This is a genomic window from Rhodanobacter thiooxydans (genome assembly GCF_021545845.1).
Lineage (GTDB): Bacteria > Pseudomonadota > Gammaproteobacteria > Xanthomonadales > Rhodanobacteraceae > Rhodanobacter.
Genome location: NZ_CP088923.1, coordinates 913,142 through 932,266, shown reverse-complemented (window position 1 = coordinate 932,266; position 19,125 = coordinate 913,142). Strand labels below are relative to the sequence as shown.

19 protein-coding genes and 1 pseudogene are annotated in these 19,125 nt (G+C 69.3%); 12 read left to right on the top strand and 8 right to left on the bottom strand.

The genetic code is table 11. The annotated features are described in order from the left end of the window. Positions 1–160: 160 nt before the first annotated feature. Complete coding sequence (gene sppA, locus LRK53_RS03985; protein ID WP_235642518.1) at positions 161–2,041, bottom strand: signal peptide peptidase SppA; 1,881 nt, start codon at positions 2,039–2,041, stop codon at positions 161–163. A 40-nt stretch (positions 2,042–2,081) separates the two neighbouring features. Next, positions 2,082–3,467, bottom strand: coding sequence for an MATE family efflux transporter (locus tag LRK53_RS03980; protein ID WP_027494087.1), 1,386 nt, complete (start codon positions 3,465–3,467; stop codon positions 2,082–2,084). Between the two features lie 107 nt (positions 3,468–3,574). Between LRK53_RS03980 and LRK53_RS03975 the strand changes: the two genes are divergently transcribed. Beyond that, a complete protein-coding gene (locus tag LRK53_RS03975; RefSeq protein WP_235642517.1) occupies positions 3,575–3,865 on the top strand; it encodes a DUF3667 domain-containing protein in 291 nt (96 codons plus the stop codon). On the opposite strand, the gene LRK53_RS03970 is transcribed toward LRK53_RS03975, so the two are convergent. Further along, positions 3,817–4,098 (bottom strand): hypothetical protein, encoded by a 282-nt coding sequence (locus tag LRK53_RS03970; protein WP_235642516.1) that lies wholly within the window; start codon positions 4,096–4,098, stop codon positions 3,817–3,819. The two genes, LRK53_RS03975 and LRK53_RS03970, sit on opposite strands and share 49 nt — an antisense overlap. A gap of 70 nt (positions 4,099–4,168) precedes the next feature. Here LRK53_RS03970 and LRK53_RS03965 point away from each other — a divergent pair, with 70 nt between their 5' ends. The 3 genes from LRK53_RS03965 to LRK53_RS03955 all read left to right on the top strand — a co-directional run bounded on the left by LRK53_RS03965 (position 4,169) and on the right by LRK53_RS03955 (position 7,178). Further along, positions 4,169–4,486 carry a hypothetical protein gene (locus LRK53_RS03965; RefSeq protein ID WP_027494090.1) on the top strand — a complete coding sequence of 106 codons (318 nt, stop codon included), beginning with the start codon at positions 4,169–4,171 and terminating at the stop codon, positions 4,484–4,486. After that, positions 4,486–4,743: a hypothetical protein gene (locus tag LRK53_RS03960; protein ID WP_235642515.1), complete on the top strand. Its 258-nt coding sequence runs from the start codon at positions 4,486–4,488 to the stop codon at positions 4,741–4,743. The genes LRK53_RS03965 and LRK53_RS03960 overlap by 1 nt, the downstream gene beginning before the upstream one ends. A 260-nt stretch (positions 4,744–5,003) precedes the next feature. Continuing rightward, positions 5,004–7,178 (top strand): primosomal protein N', encoded by a 2,175-nt coding sequence (locus tag LRK53_RS03955; protein WP_027494092.1) that lies wholly within the window; start codon positions 5,004–5,006, stop codon positions 7,176–7,178. A 7-nt stretch (positions 7,179–7,185) separates the two neighbouring features. Here LRK53_RS03955 and tatC read toward each other — a convergent pair whose 3' ends face one another. The 4 genes and pseudogenes from tatC to LRK53_RS03935 all read right to left on the bottom strand — a co-directional run. After that, positions 7,186–7,944, bottom strand: a complete 759-nt coding sequence (tatC, locus tag LRK53_RS03950) for a twin-arginine translocase subunit TatC (protein WP_027494093.1) — start codon at positions 7,942–7,944, stop codon at positions 7,186–7,188. Then, a complete protein-coding gene (tatB, locus tag LRK53_RS03945; protein ID WP_027494094.1) occupies positions 7,931–8,371 on the bottom strand; it encodes a Sec-independent protein translocase protein TatB in 441 nt (146 codons plus the stop codon). The genes tatC and tatB overlap by 14 nt, the downstream gene beginning before the upstream one ends. Positions 8,372–8,398: 27 nt before the next feature. Next, a complete protein-coding gene (locus tag LRK53_RS03940; RefSeq protein ID WP_027494095.1) occupies positions 8,399–8,638 on the bottom strand; it encodes a twin-arginine translocase TatA/TatE family subunit in 240 nt (79 codons plus the stop codon). Positions 8,639–8,704: 66 nt separating this feature from the next. After that, a pseudogene (locus LRK53_RS03935) lies at positions 8,705–9,391 on the bottom strand (lipid-binding SYLF domain-containing protein); the annotation flags it as partial. 95 nt (positions 9,392–9,486) lie between these two features. On the opposite strand from LRK53_RS03935, the gene hemH reads away from it, so the two are divergent. Further along, on the top strand, positions 9,487–10,542 hold the full coding sequence (gene hemH / locus LRK53_RS03930) for a ferrochelatase (RefSeq protein ID WP_027494097.1): 1,056 nt from the start codon (positions 9,487–9,489) through the stop codon (positions 10,540–10,542). Beyond that, positions 10,539–11,405 (top strand): alpha/beta fold hydrolase, encoded by an 867-nt coding sequence (locus LRK53_RS03925; protein ID WP_027494098.1) that lies wholly within the window; start codon positions 10,539–10,541, stop codon positions 11,403–11,405. The genes hemH and LRK53_RS03925 overlap by 4 nt, the downstream gene beginning before the upstream one ends. A gap of 98 nt (positions 11,406–11,503) precedes the next feature. On the opposite strand, the gene LRK53_RS03920 is transcribed toward LRK53_RS03925, so the two are convergent. Next, positions 11,504–13,210 (bottom strand): dipeptidyl-peptidase 3 family protein, encoded by a 1,707-nt coding sequence (locus LRK53_RS03920; protein WP_027494099.1) that lies wholly within the window; start codon positions 13,208–13,210, stop codon positions 11,504–11,506. A 127-nt stretch (positions 13,211–13,337) separates the two neighbouring features. On the opposite strand from LRK53_RS03920, the gene LRK53_RS03915 reads away from it, so the two are divergent. The 6 genes from LRK53_RS03915 (at position 13,338) to LRK53_RS03890 (ending at position 19,041) form a co-directional block, all read left to right on the top strand. Continuing rightward, positions 13,338–14,690: a TCR/Tet family MFS transporter gene (locus tag LRK53_RS03915; protein ID WP_051257661.1), complete on the top strand. Its 1,353-nt coding sequence runs from the start codon at positions 13,338–13,340 to the stop codon at positions 14,688–14,690. Beyond that, complete coding sequence (locus tag LRK53_RS03910; protein ID WP_027494100.1) at positions 14,687–15,193, top strand: DUF1993 domain-containing protein; 507 nt, start codon at positions 14,687–14,689, stop codon at positions 15,191–15,193. The genes LRK53_RS03915 and LRK53_RS03910 overlap by 4 nt, the downstream gene beginning before the upstream one ends. Positions 15,194–15,343: 150 nt before the next feature. Continuing rightward, on the top strand, positions 15,344–15,565 hold the full coding sequence (locus LRK53_RS03905) for a hypothetical protein (RefSeq protein WP_008433655.1): 222 nt from the start codon (positions 15,344–15,346) through the stop codon (positions 15,563–15,565). A 162-nt stretch (positions 15,566–15,727) separates the two neighbouring features. Next, positions 15,728–17,359 carry an NAD(P)/FAD-dependent oxidoreductase gene (locus LRK53_RS03900; protein WP_027494101.1) on the top strand — a complete coding sequence of 544 codons (1,632 nt, stop codon included), beginning with the start codon at positions 15,728–15,730 and terminating at the stop codon, positions 17,357–17,359. A gap of 66 nt (positions 17,360–17,425) precedes the next feature. Then, on the top strand, positions 17,426–17,743 hold the full coding sequence (locus LRK53_RS03895) for a helix-turn-helix domain-containing protein (RefSeq protein WP_081666681.1): 318 nt from the start codon (positions 17,426–17,428) through the stop codon (positions 17,741–17,743). Further along, positions 17,740–19,041, top strand: a complete 1,302-nt coding sequence (locus LRK53_RS03890) for a type II toxin-antitoxin system HipA family toxin (RefSeq protein ID WP_027494103.1) — start codon at positions 17,740–17,742, stop codon at positions 19,039–19,041. Before LRK53_RS03895 ends, LRK53_RS03890 begins: the two co-directional genes overlap by 4 nt. Positions 19,042–19,125 lie beyond the last annotated feature (84 nt).

Here is a 19,125-nt window from a genome sequence, read left to right as displayed (position 1 = left end):
CCCGCCAGCTCTTCCACGATCCGCGCCAGGAGCGGCGGGCAGTGCCCGCCCTACGATGCTGTAACGAACGGCATCGCCCGCGGAGCCTGCCACCGACTGGCTCCAGGGATGGACTCCTGCAGAGGCCTTTTCGCCACGAACGTTTCCACCGCCCACGCTGCTAGCGCGGGCGGCACAGGCAGTCCGCGTAGATGTTCGGCGTGCCCGCCTTCGCGTGGCGCAGCAGTTCGAGTTCCGGCGCCAGCGCCGGCAGCTGGGCGAACCAGTCCGGCAGGCGCACGCCCCACGACTGCAGCACGTGCATGGCCGCGTTCTGGTTGAGTCCGACCAGGAAGCGCTCGAAGCCGCCCAGCGGCGCTTCCACATAGCGCACCGGATAGCCCTTGCTGAGCTTGGCCAGGCTGGCCGCGTCGGCGACCGCGTCCTGCAACCCGCCGAGCTGGTCGACCAGGCCGCGCGCGAGCGCCTGCCGGCCGGTCCACACCCGGCCCTGCGCGATCGTGTCGATCGCCCCGTAGCTCTTGCCGCGTGCCTTGGCCACGTTGCCGACGAAGTCGCGGTAGCCCTTGTCGATGATCGCCTGGATCACCGCGCCGACCTTCGGGTCGAGCGGGCGGCTGATGTCGAACGCGCCGGCCAGCGGGCCGGTGCCGACGCCATCGCTCTTGATGCCGAGCTTGGCCAGCGTGTTCGGCACCGTGTAGTACATGCCGAAGATGCCGATCGAGCCGGTGATGGTGTTCGGTTCGGCATAGATGCGGTTCGCGTTCATCGCGATCCAGTAGCCGCCGCTGGCCGCCACGTCGCCCATCGACACCACCACCGGGATGCCCGCGCTGCGGGTCAGCTCGATCTCGCGGCGGATCTGCTCGGCCGCGTACACCTCGCCGCCGGGCGAGTTGACCCGCAGCACCAGCGCGCGGGTCTTGCGGTCCTCGCGCGCCTCGCGGATCAGCGCCGCGGTGGATTCACCGCCGACCGAGCCGGCCCCACGCTTGCCGCCGGCGATCTCGCCCTCGGCCACCACGATCGCCACGCCCGGCGCGAACGCTTCGGCGTCGTGCGGTAGAGCGGCCGCGTAACGGGCAAAGTCGACCTGGCGGAAGCTGTGGCCTTTCCGGTCGGCCGGGACGCCTTCCTTGCGCATCATCGCGATCAGCTCGGCGCGGGTGGCCAGGCCGTCGACCAGGTGCTGCTGCAACGCCAGCTGGGCCAGGTTGCCCTGGGTGCTGGCGATGTGTTGTGGCAGGTTGTCGATGTCGTCGCGCAGCGTGGCCGGGTCCAGCTTGCGCATGGCCGCCACCTCGTCGACCCAGCCGTTCCACAGGCCACCCATCCAGTAGCTGTCGGCCTGCTTCGCCTCGGCCGAGGCGTGGTCGAGGATGTACGGCTCGGCCGCGCTCTTGAACTCGCCCACGCGGAACAGGTGCACGTCGACGCCGAGCTTGTCCAGCAGGTCCTTGTAGAACAGCCGGTAGTTGGCCAGCCCGGTGATCATCACGCCGCCCTGCGGGTCGACCAGCAGGCGGTCGGCATGCGCGGCCAGGTAGTACTGGCCCTGGTCCAGGTTCACCGCCCAGGCCACCACCGGCTTGCCCGCGGCGCGGAAACGGTCCAGCGCCGCACCGACCTCGCGCAGCGCGGCAAAGCCGCCGCCCTGCAGCTGGTCCGGCAGCAGCAGGATGCGGCTGATCCGCTGGTCCTTCGCCGCCGCGTCGATCGCGTCGACCAGATCGCGCAGCTGTACCTGCCTGGGCTGTTCGCCGGACAGGCCGGCCAGCGCGCGCTGCAGCGGGTCGATGCTGTACTGCTCGACCAGCTGGCCCTGCGGCCGGAGCACCAGCACGCTGGCGTCCTGCACCGTGCGCGCGCTGCGGCTGCCCAGCACGCCCGCGGCCAGCAGCAACAGCAGCACGCCCAGCACGCCGAAGAACACCAGGTTGAGGATCACCAGCCGCAGCAGGTTGATGCCGCGCCCGAGCGTGCGCAGGAAGGCCCAGAAGCCGTTGCGGCGGGGCGGTGGCGGCGGGGGAAGCGTCATGTCGGCAGGTATCCGGAATCGTCGGGGTAAGCGTAGCCGCTCAGGCTGGCGCGGTCATCGGCACGGGGCGGCGCCAGCGCTGGCGCCAGGCGCTGCGCCAGAAGCGGGTGAACAGCATCGCGGCCGCCGCCGAGAGGCCGGCGATCAGGCCGATCCACATACCGCGCGCACCCATGCCGTGATGGAACGCCAGCCACCAGCCCACCGGCATGCCGATCATCCAGTACGCGAACAGGGTGATCGCCATCGGCACGCGGGTGTCCTTGAGGCCGCGCAGCGCGCCATTGGCGGCGACCTGGATGCCGTCGGAGAACTGGAACAGCCCGGCCAGCATGATCAGCTGCGCGGCCAGCGCGATCACCTTCGGCTCGTGCGTGTACAGCGAGGCGATGAAGTGCGGCAGGCCCAGCATCAGGGCGGCCGAGAACAGCTGGGTGAGCAGGGTCAGGCCGATCCCGCAGAAGCCGGCGTAACGCACGCCGCGCTCGTCGCCGCGGCCCACCGCGTTGCCCACGCGCACGGTGATCGCCATGGCCAGGCCGAGCGGAATCATGAAGAACAGCGAGGCGATGTTGATCGCCACCTGGTGGCTGGCGATCACGTCCTCGCCCAGCGTGGCGATGATCAGCGCGGTAGCCACGAACAGCCCGGCCTCGGCCAGCAAGGTCACCGCCATCGGCAGGCCGATGTGCACCAGCGCGCCGATTCGGCGCCGGTCGGGCCATTCGAAACGGTCGAACAGGCCCAGTCCGCGATAGTTGCGCCGGAAGATCACGTAGACGCCGAACGCCAGCAGCTCCAGCCACAGCACGATCGCAGTGGCCACGCCGCAGCCATGCGCGCCCTGCGGCGGGATGCCCAGCTTGCCGAACATCAGCACGTAGCCCAGCGGCACCAGCAGCACCAGCCCGCCCAGGCTGAAGTACATCGACGGTCGGGTCAGCGACAACCCCTCGGACAGACCGCGCAGCGCGAAATAACAGGTCAGCGCCGGCGCGCCCCAGCTGATCGCCAGCAGGAAACGCTGTACGTCGTGGCGCAGGCTCGGCGTCACCCCGATCAGCTCGATCAGCGGCTGTGCGTGGCGCACCGCGAACCACAGCAGCACGCCCATGCCCAGCGCCAGCCACAGCGCCTGCTGGAACACCGCGCCGACCTCGCCGCGGCGGCCGGCACCGTCCAGCTGGGCCACCGACGGCGGCACTGCCATCATCATGCCGATGCCGCAGACGATCGCCAGCGACCAGATGCTGGCGCCCACCGCCACCGCGCCCAGCACGTGCGCGCTGACGTGACCGGCCAGCACCGCGTCGATCACGTTGCTGCCGACCGCGGCCAGCTGCGCGGCGATCAGCGGCAGCGCGAGGCGCACGGTGGCGCGCACCTCGTGCAACAGATGCGCGCGTTCGGGGTGGAAAGGTTTCATCGACACAGCACACTCCAGGGTCGGCCATTCTACCTGAGCCATTGGTCACGGCCGGCACGCCGCCGGCACGTGCGCAGGTCGCCCGCTGCACCGGCAAGGGAACCGCGATGAAGCAGCTGACCCGTTACGAAGACCTGCATTGCGCCGACTGCGGCGTCGCCATGCAGGGCGGGTTCTGCCATGCATGCGGACCGTCGATCCACCGCGTGCTCAAGCCGATGCGCCACATGGCTGTAGAGGTGGTGGAAACCCTGCTGCGCATCGACAGCCGCATCCTGCGCACGCTGCCGGCGCTGTTCCTGAAACCGGGCTTCCTCACCCTGGAATACTTCGCCGGCCGCCGCATGCGCTACATCGCGCCGTTCCGGCTGATGTTCGTGCTGTGCTGTGCCTGCTGAGCTTCTTCGTGTTGCACCTGGCCACCTCGGCGGCGATCACCCGCAGCGGCGAACAGCGCCAGCAGAAGATGCTGCTCGACCGCGACGAGGACTTCATGCAGGCCGCCAGCGCGAAAGAGGTGCGCAGGCTGCTGGAGCGCAAGACGAACGCGCTCGACGCGGTGCGTACCTTCGGCAGCGGCGCGATGGCTGCGCAAGCGATCGGCGTGCAGCAGCGGCTGACCGAACTGCACGCCCCACCGCTGCCCCCGACGACGGCCGCCGGCGGTCGACCGCGGCACGGCCATCGCGCCGCTGCAGCCGTTGCGGCTGGCCTGGCTGCCCGATGTCGCCGACCGTCAGCTGACCGCCGCCTGGCAGCGCATCGGCAACAACTCGCACATCTACCGGCATGGCGACGCGGTCAGCCGCAAAGCGGCCAAGGAACGCATGGTCAACGGCGTCTTCGGCAAGCTGCCGGGCGCCATGCTGGTGCTGCTGCCGATCTACGCGCTGCTGCTGAAGCTGTTCTATGTGTTCAAGCGGCGGATCCACATGGAGCACCTGATCGTGGTGCTGCACAGCCATGCTTTCCTGTTCCTGTGGCTGCTGGTGCGGTGGCGCCGGTCCACCTGCTGCTGATGCAGAAGCGGGTCTACCAGCCGGGCTGGCCGATGACCGTGTTGAAATTCTGGTTCGTCGGCTGGCGCCACTTCTGGCTGCTGGCGCTGGTGCTGATGGTCGCCACCGCGCCGGGCATGGCCCACCGAGGCCGCGGCGCGGCGGTTTTGCACAGCGTCACCAGCCTGTCAAGGCAAGCGCAAGCAAGTTGTCAATTGTGTGAACTGCAACTTGCCGACATTTGCAGACCATTGAACGAAAAGGACTTTTTTTCGTGACCAAAACCTCGTCAGAGTGTCGCCGAAGGCGTCACGGTGCGCTTTGAAGCCCCCCCTACCCGTGGCATCCACAGACTTATCCACAACGTTTGTGGATAAGCGCAAAAACCTCCGGACGCTAGCCACTTACCCACGACTCCTCGACAAGCGGGCAGCAAGTCCGCGCAAGCTGACCGCGGCGGCACACCTGCCGCGGCAGCCATCCATCGGACGCGGGCTGCCGCGGGCGGCGGTTACACTGGCCCGCCACGAGGTAGCCCATGCCCGCCGTTCTTCGCGTCGCCCTGCCGGTTCCCCTGCCCAGCCTGTTTGACTACCTGCCGCCGGCCAGCGGCGAAGCCGGCGTGGGCAGCCGGGTGCTGGTGCCGTTCGGTCGCCACCGGCTGGTTGGCGTGGTGGTGGCGATCGACGCCGAAACCGCGGTGGACGGCGGCCGGCTGAAGCAGACGCTGCGCCTGCTCGACGACGACGCGCTGCTCGATGCCGAGCTGATGCAGACCCTGGCCTGGGCCGCCGACTACTGGCTCGGCGCGCCGGGCGAGGCCTACGCCAACGCCTTGCCGCTGGCCCTGCGCGAGCCGAAGCCGCTGCCGCCGATCGGCGACGAATACTGGTCGCTCACCAGCGCCGGCCACAGCGCCCACGACGCCGGCAGCCGCCGCGGCAGCAGCAAGGCGCTGCTGGCCCTGCTGAGCGGCGGTGCGTTGAGCGCGCAGCAACTGGGCGAACGCCAGCCTGGCTGGCGCGAGGCGGCGCGCCGGCTGGCCGCAGTCGGCCTGCTCGAACGCAGCGAGCGACCGCCGTCTGTCCGCCCGCTGGCGCCGTCGCGGGCGCCGCCGCTCAACGACGAGCAACGGCAGGCGGTGGCCAGCGTCGGCGCCAGCCTCGGCCAATACCAGCCGTTCCTGCTCGACGGCGTCACCGGCAGCGGCAAGACCGAGGTCTACCTGGCCTTGATCGAACAGGTGCTGGCCCAGGACAGGCAAGCACTGCTGCTGGTGCCGGAGATCGGCCTGGCGCCGCAGACCGTGCGGCGCCTGCGCGAGCGGCTCGGGGTGGGCGTCGAGGTGCTGCATTCGAACCTGTCCGAGGGTGATCGCGCGCGCGCCTGGTTGCGCGCCCGCGCCGGCAGCGCGCGGGTGATCCTGGGTACCCGCTCGGCGGTGTTCACCCCGCTGCCACGGGCCGGTCTGATCATCGTCGACGAGGAACACGACGGCGCCTACAAGCAGCAGGAAGGCTTCCGCTACCACGCCCGCGACCTGGCCCTGGTGCGCGCCCGCGCACTGGGCGTGCCGGTGCTGCTGGGCTCGGGCACGCCGTCGCTGGAGTCGCTGGCCAACGTCGAGGCCGGCCGCTACCGCAGCCTGCACCTGCGCGCCCGCCCCGGCGCGGTGCGACCGCCCATGGTGCAGATCGTCGACATGCGCGCGCAGCATCTGGAACACGGCCTGTCGCCGGCGCTGCTGACCGCGGTGGCCGAGACGGTGGCGCGCGGCGAGCAGGCGCTGGTGTTCCGCAACCGCCGCGGCTACGCACCGGTGCTGCTGTGCCATGCCTGCGGCTGGCACGCGGCCTGCCCGCGCTGCGAGCGCCCATTGACCCTGCACGCGGGCCGGCGCCAACTGATCTGCCACCACTGCGACTACCGCCAACGCGTGCCGCCGGCCTGCCCGACCTGCGGCGCCGGCGAGCTGAAAGCGCAGGGCCAGGGCACCGAGCGGCTGGAGGAAGCGCTGCTGGCGCAGTTCCCGCAGGTGCCGGTGCTGCGCGTGGACCGCGAGACCACCCGCCGCCGCGACGCGTTCGAGCAGCTGCTGGCCACGTTGCGCGACGACCAGCCGGCGATCCTGGTCGGCACCCAGATGCTGGCCAAGGGCCACGACCTGCCCAACCTCACCCTGGTCGCGATCGTCGGCGTGGACGAAGGCCTGCACAGCATCGACTTCCGCGCTGGCGAACGGCTGGCGCAACTGGTGGTGCAGGTGGCCGGCCGCGCCGGCCGCGCGCGCAAGCCCGGCCGCGTGCTGTTGCAGACGCACCAGCCCGAACACCCGCTGCTGCGCTGCCTGCTCGCCCAGGGTTATGCCGCGGCCGCACGCGAACTGCTGGCCGAGCGCCGGCTGATCCGCCTGCCGCCGTACAGCCACCAGGTGCTGCTGCGCGCCGAAGCGGTGCAGCGCGAGCAGGTCGAGGCGTTCCTAGCCGCCGCGCATGCCGCGCTGCCCGCCGACGATCGACTGCAGGTTGCCGGGCCGATGCCCGCGCCGATGCCGCTGCGCGCGGGTCGCCAGCGTGGCCAGCTGCTGCTGGAATCGGCCAGCCGGCAGGCGTTGCACGCGATGCTGCGGCCGTGGCAGCTGGCGCTGAACGCACTGCCCTCGGCGCGCAGGTTGCGCTGGTCGCTGGACGTCGATCCGATCGACCTTTACTGAAAGGCTCTCAGCCGGCGTCGCGCTTCAACGAGCCCGGCTTCACCAGCCAGCGCACCGCCAGTATGCCCAGCTCGTAGAGCAGGTACATCGGCACCGCCAGCATGATCATCGAGGTGATGTCCGGCGGGGTGATGAACGCGGCGATCGCGAACGCGCCGACGATGGCGTAGCGCCGGCTGGCGCGCAGCTTGTCCAGGTCGATGACGCCCACCGCGGCAAGCACCACCACCGCTACCGGCACCTCGAAGCACAGCCCGAATGCGAAGAACATCAGCATCACGAAATCGAGGTAGTGGGTGATGTCGGTCATCATCTCCACCCCCTGCGGCGTGATCGCGGTGAGGAAGCGGAACGCCGCCGGCAGCACCAGGAAATAGGCGAACGCGCAGCCGATGTAGAACAGCACCAGCGCCGCGGCCAGCAGCGGTCGCGCCAGGCGCTTCTCGTGCTTGTACAGACCGGGGCTGACGAAGGCCCACAGCTGATACAGGATCATCGGCATGCTGATGAACAGTGCCACGTAGAACGCCAGCTTCAACGGCGTGACGAACGGGCTGGCCACCTCGGTGGCGATCAGGTGCGCGCCCTCGGGCAGCCGCGCCACCAGCGGCGCGGCCAGTTCCGTGTACAGGCGGTTGGCGAATGGCACCAGCGCCAGCAGCACCACCAGCACGGTGGCGCTGGCCTTGAGCAGGCGCGAGCGCAGTTCCAGCAGGTGCGAGAACAGACCCTGCTGCAGATCGACCTCCGGCTCAGGCGCGGCCATGCGGCGACTCCGGGGCTTTCGGTGCTGGCGCGGCGGTGTCGGCGAACAGGTCGCCGGTGGCGCGGTCTGGCTCCGCTGCCGCCTGCGGCTCGGTCGCGGCGCCGGCGACTGCGGCGGGCGGCTCGGCGGCTGCCGGGCTGCCGTCAACCGCCAGCGCGGCGTGCTGCATCTCGCGCACCTGCGCCAGCGTGGCGTCCAGTTCGCCCTGCGCCGCTTCCGCCTTTGCCGCAGCTTCGCGCGCGGCGCGCTTGATCTCCTCGATCTGCAGTTCGCGCTCGACCTCCGCGCGCACGTTGTCCCAGCTGCTTCGCATGCGCCGCAGCAGGGCCCCAGCGGTACGCGCGGCGCCCGGCAGTTTCTCCGGGCCGAGCACGATCAGCGCGATGAGCGCAAGCAGCACCAGCTTGCCGAAGCTGATCTCGATCATCGCCGCAACCCGCCCGCCGCCCGCGGCTTACTTCGGGTCGCTGGAGTCGCGCTGGCCCTGCGTCGCCTTGTCAGCGGAGCTGGCCGGCGGATCGGCGCGCAGGCGCTCGGCCTCTTCCTTGCGCTTGGCCTCGTCCTCGTCGCCATTGAGGCCTTTCTTGAAGTCCCGCATGGCGTTGCCGAGGTCCGAGCCGATGTGGCGAAGCTTGCCGGTGCCGAAGATCACCACCACCACCACCAGCAGGATTATCAGATGCCAGATACTCATGAATGACCTCTAGAACGGAGGGAACCGGAAACCCATCGAGCCACGCGCGCCGGCCTTTCCGCATCAGCGCGAAGTGTACTCTTCGAGACGGTCACGAAAGTCGACCACCGGCGTCGGCACGTTGCCCACGCCGCCCTCGAAGATGCGCCGTGGCGTGATGCCGGCGCCGTACACCGCGGCGTTCGCATCATAGTCGATGCGCAGCGCCGAACCGTCCAGCGCCACGCCGGCGAACAGGCCGCGGCTGCGCGAATAGGAGTAGATCTCGGCCTTCATCTGCGCGTCGGTGGAAGCGCTGGCGGTGCGCCCGACCGGGCCGGCCGCGGCGGAGGCGTCGGCACCCAGGGTGAACTTGCCGTTGACGATCGAATCCACGCCGCGCTGGGTGCGGAACACCAGGATCACGTCGGTCGAGGACACGCCGGCCTGGAAGCCCACGCTGCCGCCGGTCATGGTGATGAAACTGGGGTTGGACCAGGTGCCGTTCGGACTCTTCACCGAAATCAGCCCCTCGCCGCGGCGACCGCCGAAGATGAAGCCGGCCTTGATCATGTCCGGGATCACCGCGATCGCGCGGGCGTTCTGCAGCAGGTCCTTCGGGATCGCCTTGTCCGGCGCCTGCATGATGTCGTTCATCACCCGCACCGCATTGGCGGCGCGCACCAGCGGCGGGTCCTCGGCGTGCACGGCCACGCTCGGCAGACACAGGACCAGTGCGGCCAGCAGCAGACGTCGCAGCGATGTCTTCAACATGGAGCAGCTCCACTCGGGTTCGGGGAAAGGGCGGCGCCACGCGCTGCACCGGGCTTGTGGCAGACTACGCGGTCAGCGCAGCCACGACTGTCACGATGCCACGCAGCAACCACTATACCGGCGTTGCCGACGATTCCGATGCGCCGGCCGTTCAGCCCGTTCAGGCTGGCGTGCTGCTGGTCAACCTGGGCACGCCGACGGCGCCGACCGCCGCCGCGGTGCGGCCGTACCTGGCCGAGTTCCTCAGCGACCCGCGGGTGATCGACTACCCGCGCTGGCTGTGGTGGCCGATCCTGCACGGGGTGATCCTGCGCGTGCGGCCGGCCCGCTCGGCGCACGCCTACGCGCGCATCTGGAACGAGCGCGGCTCGTCGCTGCGCTACGGCAGCGAAGCGCTGGCGGCGGCGCTGCAGGCGGAGTTCGACCGCCAGCGCCCCGGCGCGCTGCGGGTGGCGCTGGCGATGCGCTACGGCGAGCCGTCGGTGGCGCCGACGATCGAGCGACTGCAGCGCGAGGGCGTGCGTCGACTGCTGGTGCTGCCGCTGTACCCGCAGTATTCGGCCACCTCCACCGGCTCGGTGATCGACGCGGTGGCCGATGCCTGCAAGCAGCTGCGCTGGCCGCCGGAGCTGCGCCTCGTCAACGACTATCACGATGACCCGGGCCACATCGCGGCGCTGGCGACGAGCATCGAGCGCTGGTGGGCGTCGCACGGCCGCGGCGAGAAGCTGCTGCTGTCGTTCCACGGCATTCCCGAGCGCTACGCGCGGCTGGGCGATCCGTATGCGGAGCAGTGCCGGCGCAGCGCACGGCTGTTGCGCGAACGGCTGCGACTGGGCGAAGACGAGATGGTCGTCAGCTTCCAGTCGCGGGTGGGTCGCGAGCACTGGCTCGAACCATATACCGACGCCACCGTGCGCCGGCTGGCCGGCGAGGGCGTGCGCCGGCTCGACGTGGCCTGCCCCGGTTTCGCGGTGGACTGCCTGGAGACGCTGGAGGAGATTGCGATGCAGAACCGCGACTTCTTCACCGCCGCCGGCGGCGAGTCACTGCGCTACATCCCCGCGCTCAACGACAGCACCGAACAGGTCGCCAGCCTCGCCGCGCTGGTACAGCGGCACCTGGGCGGCTGGCCGGAAGCCGACGCGTGAGCGATCCGCACGAACGCCGCATCGCGCTGCCGTCGCTGAGCCTGGCCGCGCAGGTGTGGGGCGACGACAGCCTGCCGCCGCTGCTGGCGCTGCACGGCTGGCTCGACAACGCCGGCAGCTTCGCGCGGCTGGCGCCGCGGCTGGCCGCGCGCTGGCGAGTGATCGCGCTGGACCTGCCCGGCCATGGCCACTCCGGCCATCTCGCCGCCGGCGCCAGCTACCACTACGTCGACCACGTGCAGGCGGTGCTGGCCGCCGCCGACGCCCTGCAACTGGAGCACTACACCCTGCTCGGCCACTCGTTGGGCGCCGGCGTCGCCAGTCTGGCCGCCGCGGCACGGCCGGAGCGGATCGCGCGCCTGCTGCTGGTCGAGGGCCTCGGGCCGCTCGGCGACGACGGCACGCACACCCTGCAGCGCTTCCGCGACGCGCTGGCCCCACGCAGCGGCAACGGCAAGCCGCTGCGGGTGTTCCGCGACGTCGCCCAGGCGGTCGCCGCGCGTCGTCTGGCCAGCGGCCTGCCCGCCGAACTGGCGCAGCCGATCGTCGAACGCGGCCTGGCCGAAACCGACGGCGGCTGGCGCTGGCGCAGCGACCCGCGGCTGACCCGCCCCAGCGCCGTACGACTGGCGGAGTCGCAGCTGCATGCGCTGCTACGCGGGATCGACGCACCCACCGCGCTGCTGCTGGCGCAACCAGCGACGCCTTACCTGCCCGACGCAATGATGCAGGCCCGCGCCGCCTGCGTGGCGGATATCGCGGTCAGCCACCTGGAAGGCGGCCACCACCTGCACCTCGAACACCCGCAAGCCGTCGCCGACTGGATCGACGCCCGCCACGCCGACTCATCACCGCGCGTGTAGGAGCCCGCTCGCGGGCGATGCTTTTGGAGCAGGGATTCGGGATTCGGGATTCGAAAGAGTATCGCCCGCGAGCGGGCTCCTACAACATGGCGGGCGACTCAGGGCTGCTTGAGGCCCAGTGCGTCCAGCCCTTGCTCGAAGCGGATGTCGACCGGAATATGCGCCTGGTCGAGCCGCTTCAGGTCGCCGGCCAGTTCGGCGTCGACGGCGCCCAGCTGGTCGGTGAGCCGCTTCGCCGCATCGTAGTCGCCGTCGCCCTGGATGGTCAGCAGTTCGGCCGACAGCGCGTTCATCGCCGCGGTCATCTTGTCGAAGTCGACGCGGTAGCGGCCGGTCTTTTCATCGCGGCTGAACGCGCCCTGCTGCTTGAAGAAGTTGAAGCGCACCATGTTCGCCTTGGCGTGTGCATCGGATGCGCCGAAGCGCACCGAGCGCAGGATGCCGGCGAGGAAGGTGACGTAGTTGTCCATCAGCTTGGCCTTGTCCAGCTCGCCCTTGTCGGCGAGCTTGGTCACCATGTACAGGCCGAGGATGTCCGCCTTGCCTTCCTCGAAGCTGGAGGCCTGGTCCTTCAGCGCCTTGCGCACGGTGCCTTTGGCGTTGAGGGTTTCCTTGATGCCGAGGCCGTGGGCGACTTCGTGGAACATGGTGTTCTGGAAGAACGCGTCGAAGCTGAGGTTGTGCTGCTGGTCGTCGGCGATCAGCTCCTTGGCGATCGGCAGCATGATCTGCTCGAACTTCGCCTGCATCACGTTTTCCAGCTGCAACCGGCGCGTGCCCTTCTTCAGCTGCACCTGTTCGTCGTTGGGCAGGTTGATCGCGATGGTCTTGGCGCCCGCGTTGGCGTCGCCGCCGTAGTAGATGGCGAAGTAGGCGTTGAGGTCGGCGTCGGCGCCGGGTTTCTCGGCCTTGTACTTGTCGGCCACCGGCAGCTCGCGCTGCAGTTCGGGCAGGTACTTGGCGAAGCGCGCCAGCTTCTTGCTCCAGGCCTGGTCCTTGATCAGCACGTAGGACTCGTAGCTGGCCTTGTAGCCGTACAGCTGGTCCTCGTAGGTCTCGATCGGGCCGATCACGAGGTCGACCGGGTTCTTCTTCATGTCCATCCAGGCGAAGTCGCTGGCCTGGTAGTCGTCGCTGAGCAGCGCGCCGGCGCGCAGCGTGAGGTATTTGCGGAAGCCGGGATCCTCCGCCAGTTTCGCGGCCTGGCGCAGCAGGCCGGCGGTCTTCTCCAGTTCGGCCTTGTACGCCTCGTGGTAGGGCACGGTGACCAGCTGGCCCTGCGCATCGCGGCGCAGCAAGGTGTACAGCGCGGTCTTGTCCTTCAACGCAGATGCTTCGAACTCGGCCTTGGTCATGTCCGCCGGATAGAACTGCGCGCCCAGTGGGCGCGCGCCGACGCCGTCGACGAACGGCTTGTCGTTGTCCAGCCGGTTCCACGGGCCGTAGTTGATCTCGGCGAATTCGCGCGTGGCGGGGTCGGCGATCTTCTGCAGCAGCGCATTCTTGTCGCCCCACGCCTGCTGCCAGTAGATCGCATTCATGCTGTCGGCCGCCTCGACCAGCAGCGCGATCATCTTCTTCTGCCGCGCGTCGAACTTCGACAGGTCGGCAGTGAGCTTCACCGTGGCGTAATCGGCCAAGTGCCGCTGCACGGCGTCGCTGGTGGCTGGCACCACCGGCGTGCTGGCGGCCGGCGCCGGCGCCAGTTCCTCCTTCGACACCGGTGCCGTGGCGGTGGCGCCCTGGTTGGAGGAACAGGCAGCCAGCGCCAGCAGCAGGCATGCGGGGAGCAGACGTCGGAGCATGGCGATTCCTTGGCGAAGGGTTTGCCCATGGTATCGCGCCGCGTCGGCGCGCGATGCGCGACGGGGGTACACGTGCCGCGCCGCGGCCGTTCGGCTATCGTGCCCTCCCCATCGCCGCGCCATGCCCATGGACCCGCCGCCGACTGCCGCCGCACCACGCCACCGGGCCGCGCTGGCGTTCATCTACGTCACCGTGCTGCTGGACATGCTGGCGTTCGGCATCATCATCCCAGTGCTGCCGCACCTGATCGAACAGCTGGCCGGCGGCGGCATTGCGAAGGCGGCGTGGTGGGTGGGCATCTTCAGCACGGTGTTCGCGATCGTGCAGTTCGTGTTCGCACCGGTGCAGGGCGCGCTGTCGGACCGTTACGGCCGGCGGCCGGTGATCCTGATCTCCAACCTCGGCCTGGCGGTGGATTTCGTGGTGCTGGCGCTGGCGCCCGCGCTGTGGCTGCTGTTCGCCGCGCGCATCCTGCTCGGCATGACCGCGGCCAGCTTCAGCACCGCCAATGCCTATATCGCCGACATCATGCCGAAGGAGAAACGCGCGACCGCGTTCGGCATCCTGGGCAGCGCGTTCGGGCTGGGCTTCATCATCGGCCCCGGCGTGGGTGGCTTCCTCGGCGGCATCGCACTGCGGCTGCCGTTCTGGGTGGCCGCGGCGCTGGCACTGGGCAACTTCCTGTACGGCTGCTTCATCCTGCCCGAATCGCTGCCGAAGGAGCGCCGCACGGCCCGGCTCGAACTGCACAGCGCGCACCCGTTCGGCTCGCTGAAGCTGCTGCGCAGCCATCCGCAGGTGCTCGGCCTGGCGGTGGTGCTGTTCCTGGTCTACCTGGCGCACTACGTGCTGCAGACGGTGTTCGTGCTTTATGCGGATTACCGCTACCACTGGGGCCCGCAGGCGGTCGGCTACGTGCTGATGCTGGTCGGCGCCTGCGACGGCGCGGTGCAGGCGCTGCTCACCGGCCGGCTGGCGCCGCGCTTCGGCGAACGCCGCGTATTGCTGGCCGGCATGCTGTTCGGCGTGGGTGCGTTCCTGGTGATGGGCGCAGCCGACACCGGCGGGGTGTTCCTGCTCGGCGTGCCGCTGCTGGCGCTGTGGGGGCTGGCGATGCCGCCGATCCAGTCGATCATGACCCAGCAGGTCGACCCTTCCGAGCAGGGCCGGCTGCAGGGTGCGATCGGCAGCCTCGGCAGTTTCGCCGGCATCTTCGGGCCGTACCTGTTCGCGCAGATTTTCGCGCTGTCGATCGCGCCGTCTTCGCCGGTCCATCTGCCGGGTGTAGCCTTCGCGCTTTCGGCCGCGCTGATGCTGGCTGGCCTGGTGGTCGCCGCCCGGGTCACCCGCCGGCTGCCGGCGGCCACGGCGCCGAGGCCCGGCGAAGCCGCTCCCGGCGTGCTTCCCGGCAAGCCGCTGGCGCTGACTGCCGCCGCTTCACCCGAACACTCCCGCAAACCAAAGGAAGATCATCCATGACACTTTCCATGTACCAGGTCGCCGTACCCGTCTTCGTCCGCGCCCTGGGCAACCTCGCCCACGTGCTGAGGAAAGGCGAGCAGCACGCGAAGGCGAAGAACGTCAGCGACGAAGTGCTGCTGCAGACGCGGCTGATCCCCGACATGCTGCCGCTGATCAAGCAGATCCAGATCGCCTGCGACACGGCCGCCCGTGGCGCCGCCCGCCTGGCCGGGGTGGAGCCGCAGAGCTTCGAGGACAACGAGGCCACGCTGGAACAGGCCTACGACCGCATCGAGCGCTCGATCGCGTACATCAAGAGCTTCGCCCCGGAGCAGATCGACGGTAGCGAGACCCGCACGATCCACCTGAAGATGCGCGACGGCGAGATGAACTTCGAAGGCCAGGCCTACCTGCTGCACTTCGCCATCCCGAACCTGTTCTTCCACTGCACCACCGCCTACGACATCCTGCGCCAGGCCGGCACCGACATCGGCAAGACCGACTTCATCGGCAACGCCTGAAAGGGCGGCATGGCGGCGACCCGGGCAAGGGTCGCCGCCGCCAGATCGCCAAAGTGTGATGCGCATCGCATTTTTCCGTCGGCCCGTGGCCTGCGTCCTGCAAGAAGGGGAAGCAACTCCTCCACATCCCCCTTTCCCGGAGCAAACGTCATGGAACAGATCAAGTGCATCATCGTCGGTGGCCCGCAGCACGGCCTGGTGCTGCGTCACCCGTGGGACGGGCGCCGCCCGGCCCCGTTGTGCGTCACCGCCGCCGACGGCGAGCCGTGCGTCGTCGCCGCCCGCCGGCACGACCGCAACCGGCGCCCGCAGTACCTGCTGCTGCACCCGCGCGCCACGGGCGAACAAATTCTGACCATGCTGGCGGCCTGAACTGACCCAACAGGTCACTTTCGGGCCGCGCCGCCCGCGTTGGCGCCGACTTTGGGCGCGCACGGGATGTCGCAGGCCGGAGTGCCTTGTCGGGCATGCGACGTCGCATCGACAATAGCCCACCGGGCCCGCGCCCCTCGCCGATCGACCCACCGGGCTCCCATGCTGCGACTGACCGACCTCAAGCTGCCGCTCGACCACGGCGAGGCCGCGCTCAGCGCCGCGATCCTCCGGCGGCTGGACATCGGCGCCGCCGAACTCACCGGCTACACCATCGCCCGGCGCGGCTACGACGCGCGCAAGCGCGGTGCGATCATGCTGATCTACGCGCTGGACATCGACACCCCGCGCGAGGCGGAGCTGCTCAAGCGCTTTGCTGGCGATGCGCACGTGCAGCCCACGCCGGACACCAGCTACCACTTCGTGGCCAAGGCGCCGCCGCGACCGGAACACCGCCCGCTGGTGATCGGCTTCGGCCCCTGCGGCCTGTTCGCGGGACTGATCCTGGCGCAGATGGGTCTGCACCCGATCATCTTCGACCGCGGCAAGCAGGTGCGCGAGCGCACCAGGGACACCTGGGACCTGTGGCGCAAGCGCCAGTTGCATCCCGAGTCGAACGTGCAGTTCGGCGAGGGCGGTGCCGGTACGTTTTCCGACGGCAAGCTGCACAGCCAGATCCGCGACCCGCAGCATCACGGCCGCAAGGTGCTCACCGAATTCGTCGAGGCCGGCGCGCCGGAGGAGATTCTCTACGTCAGCAAGCCGCACATCGGCACGTTCCGCCTAGTCTCGATGGTGGAGAACATGCGCGCCACGATCGAGTCGCTGGGCGGGGAGATCCGTTTCAACCAGCGCGTGGACGATCTGCTGATCGACGCCGATGCCGCCGGCGGGCGCCGCGTGCGCGGCGTCACCCTGGCCAGTGGCGAACGGATTCGTGCCGACCACGTGGTGCTGGCGCTCGGCCACAGCGCGCGCGATACGTTCGAAATGCTGCATGCGCGCGGCGTGCACCTGGAAGCGAAGCCCTTTTCGATCGGCTTCCGCATCGAACACCCGCAGTCGGTGATCGACCGCGACCGCTTCGGCCCGCAGGCCGGGCATCCGATCCTTGGCGCGGCCGACTACAAGCTGGTGCATCACGGCAAAGGTGGCCGCTCCGTATACAGCTTCTGCATGTGCCCCGGGGGCACTGTGGTGGCCGCCACCAGCGAACCCGGCCGCGTGGTCACCAACGGCATGAGCCAGTACTCGCGCAACGAGCGCAACGCGAACGCTGCGGTGGTGGTCGGCATCGAGCCCGCCGACTTCGCGCCGTTCGATGCCAGCGGCAGCCCGCTCGCCGGCATCGCGCTGCAGCGCGCGCTGGAAAGCCACGCCTACGTGCTCGGCGGCGAAAACTACAACGCGCCCGCGCAACTCGTCGGCGACTTCCTCGCCGGCCGCGCCTCGCGCGAATTCGGCAACGTGCTGCCTTCGTATCAACCGGGCGTGACTCTCGGCAATCTCGACAGCGCGCTGCCGGACTACGCGATCGCCGCGATCCGCGAGGCGCTGCCAGCGTTCGAGCGGCAACTGCGCGGCTACGCGATGCATGACGCCGTCCTCACCGGCGTGGAGACACGCACCTCCTCGCCCGTCCGCATCACGCGCGACGACAGCCTGCAAAGCCTCAACACCCGCGGCCTCTACCCCGCCGGCGAAGGCGCCGGCTACGCCGGCGGCATCCTCTCCGCCGCGGTGGACGGCATCAAGGCGGCCGAGGCCATAGTTCGAAACGTCATGAAAAGCTGAAGCCTGCCGGATATTGTCAACGAGCGACGACATAGCTATATTGTCCGCGATCGCTGACATTTCGTAATGTCGCCGTACGGTGACTCCGAGGCCATCATGTTCATCCGAACTCCGCAGGACATCGGTGCCCTGCTGCGTGAAAGCCGCAAGAAGGCCGGGCTTGGCCAAGCTGAGCTGGCCCGCCGCATCGGTGTCAGCCGGCAATGGGTGGTGGAGGTCGAGCGCGGCAAGCCGCGCGCGGAAATGGGCCTGGTGCTGCGTGCCCTCAACACGCTCGACAACCCGCTGCAAACCGGCTTGGCGACACTTTCCTATGGTCACGTCGCCGATACGCCGGATATCGACATCGACGCCATCATCGATGCCGCACGGCAGCCGCAGTGACGGTCGACACGCTGGTCGCCGTGATGGACGGCACGGCCATTGGCACCGTCGCCCGCGAACGCAGCGACCGTTTGCGTTTCGACTACACGGACGCGTGGCGTCGGCATCCTGACGCCCTGCCGCTGTCGCTATCCATGCCGCTGGTACGAGCGACGCATCCGCATGCCGTGATCGACGCCTTCCTGTGGGGGCTGCTGCCAGACAACGAGCAGACCCTGGCGCACTGGGCCAGCCGGTTCCACGTCTCCGCCCGCAACGCGTTCGGCCTGCTGACGCACATCGGAGAGGATTGCGCCGGTGCGGTGCAGTTCGTGCCAACCGAGCGCCTGTCCGCGCTGCAGGATCAAGTCGCCGATGACATCGGCTGGCTGGACGAAACCGAGATCGGCGAACGCCTGCGTGCCCTGCGACGCGACCCTTCCGCCACCCGCCGCGCCACCGACCATGGCCAGTTCAGTCTCGCCGGCGCGCAACCGAAGACAGCGCTGCTGCGACGCGATGGCCGCTGGGGCGTGCCCGCCGGGCGCACACCCACCACGCACATCCTGAAGCCGGCGACCGCCGCGTTCGATGGCCACGCCGAGAACGAACATTTTTGCCTCGCCCTGGCCCGCCGGCTCGGCCTGCCGGTGGCGCAGTCCGAATTGCACCGGTTCGACGGCGAGCCCGCCATCGTGGTGGCCCGTTTCGATCGTGTCGAGCATCAGGGCCGACTGCTACGCGTACATCAGGAAGACCTGTGCCAGGCGCTCGCCGTTTCGCCAACACGCAAATACCAGAGCGACGGCGGCCCCGGCCCGCTAGCCATCATCGACGTATTGCGCACCCATTCCAGCGCCCCGTCCGGAGACGTGGATACCTTCATCGACGCACTGGCGTTCAACTGGCTGATCGCCGGCACCGATGCACACGCGAAGAACCACGCATTGTTGTTTGGTCGCGGCGGCCGCGTTCGCCTGGCGCCGCTGTACGACCTGGGCAGCGCGCTTGCCTACCCGGCGCTGCGCCAGGACAAACTGGCGATGGCGATGAAAATCGGCAGCACCTACCGCCTGCGCGACATCCGCCGGCACCACTGGGAAACGCTGCTGCGCGACGCGCGCGTGGATATCGAACCGGCGCTGGCGCGCATTGCCGGCATGGCCGAGGCCTTGCCCGATCATGCCAGCGAGCTGGCCCGACGCATGCGTGACGACGGCCTCGATCATCCGATCCTGCAATCCCTGCCAGCCCTGCTCGCCGACGGCGCTCGCGAGAAAGGCGGGCGGCTTGCGCAATTCCCCGGTCACGATGATTGACACGAAATAACGTTCAATGAGCGCGATGGCTCATGTCTGTCAAGCGACTCCAATCCCCACCCTTGTAGGAGCCCGCTCACGCGG

Coding starts and splice junctions, on each gene's coding strand:
- sppA (WP_235642518.1), bottom strand. CDS start 2,041: ATGACGCTTCCCCCGCCGCCACCGCCCCGCCGCAACGGCTTCTGGGCC.
- tatC (WP_027494093.1), bottom strand. CDS start 7,944: ATGGCCGCGCCTGAGCCGGAGGTCGATCTGCAGCAGGGTCTGTTCTCG.
- LRK53_RS03980 (WP_027494087.1), bottom strand. CDS start 3,467: ATGAAACCTTTCCACCCCGAACGCGCGCATCTGTTGCACGAGGTGCGC.
- LRK53_RS03975 (WP_235642517.1), top strand. CDS start 3,575: ATGAAGCAGCTGACCCGTTACGAAGACCTGCATTGCGCCGACTGCGGC.
- hemH (WP_027494097.1), top strand. CDS start 9,487: ATGCCACGCAGCAACCACTATACCGGCGTTGCCGACGATTCCGATGCG.
- tatB (WP_027494094.1), bottom strand. CDS start 8,371: ATGATCGAGATCAGCTTCGGCAAGCTGGTGCTGCTTGCGCTCATCGCG.
- LRK53_RS03920 (WP_027494099.1), bottom strand. CDS start 13,210: ATGCTCCGACGTCTGCTCCCCGCATGCCTGCTGCTGGCGCTGGCTGCC.
- LRK53_RS03940 (WP_027494095.1), bottom strand. CDS start 8,638: ATGAGTATCTGGCATCTGATAATCCTGCTGGTGGTGGTGGTGGTGATC.
- LRK53_RS03895 (WP_081666681.1), top strand. CDS start 17,426: ATGTCGCCGTACGGTGACTCCGAGGCCATCATGTTCATCCGAACTCCG.
- LRK53_RS03910 (WP_027494100.1), top strand. CDS start 14,687: ATGACACTTTCCATGTACCAGGTCGCCGTACCCGTCTTCGTCCGCGCC.
- LRK53_RS03900 (WP_027494101.1), top strand. CDS start 15,728: ATGCTGCGACTGACCGACCTCAAGCTGCCGCTCGACCACGGCGAGGCC.
- LRK53_RS03915 (WP_051257661.1), top strand. CDS start 13,338: ATGGACCCGCCGCCGACTGCCGCCGCACCACGCCACCGGGCCGCGCTG.
- LRK53_RS03955 (WP_027494092.1), top strand. CDS start 5,004: ATGCCCGCCGTTCTTCGCGTCGCCCTGCCGGTTCCCCTGCCCAGCCTG.
- LRK53_RS03905 (WP_008433655.1), top strand. CDS start 15,344: ATGGAACAGATCAAGTGCATCATCGTCGGTGGCCCGCAGCACGGCCTG.
- LRK53_RS03960 (WP_235642515.1), top strand. CDS start 4,486: ATGCAGAAGCGGGTCTACCAGCCGGGCTGGCCGATGACCGTGTTGAAA.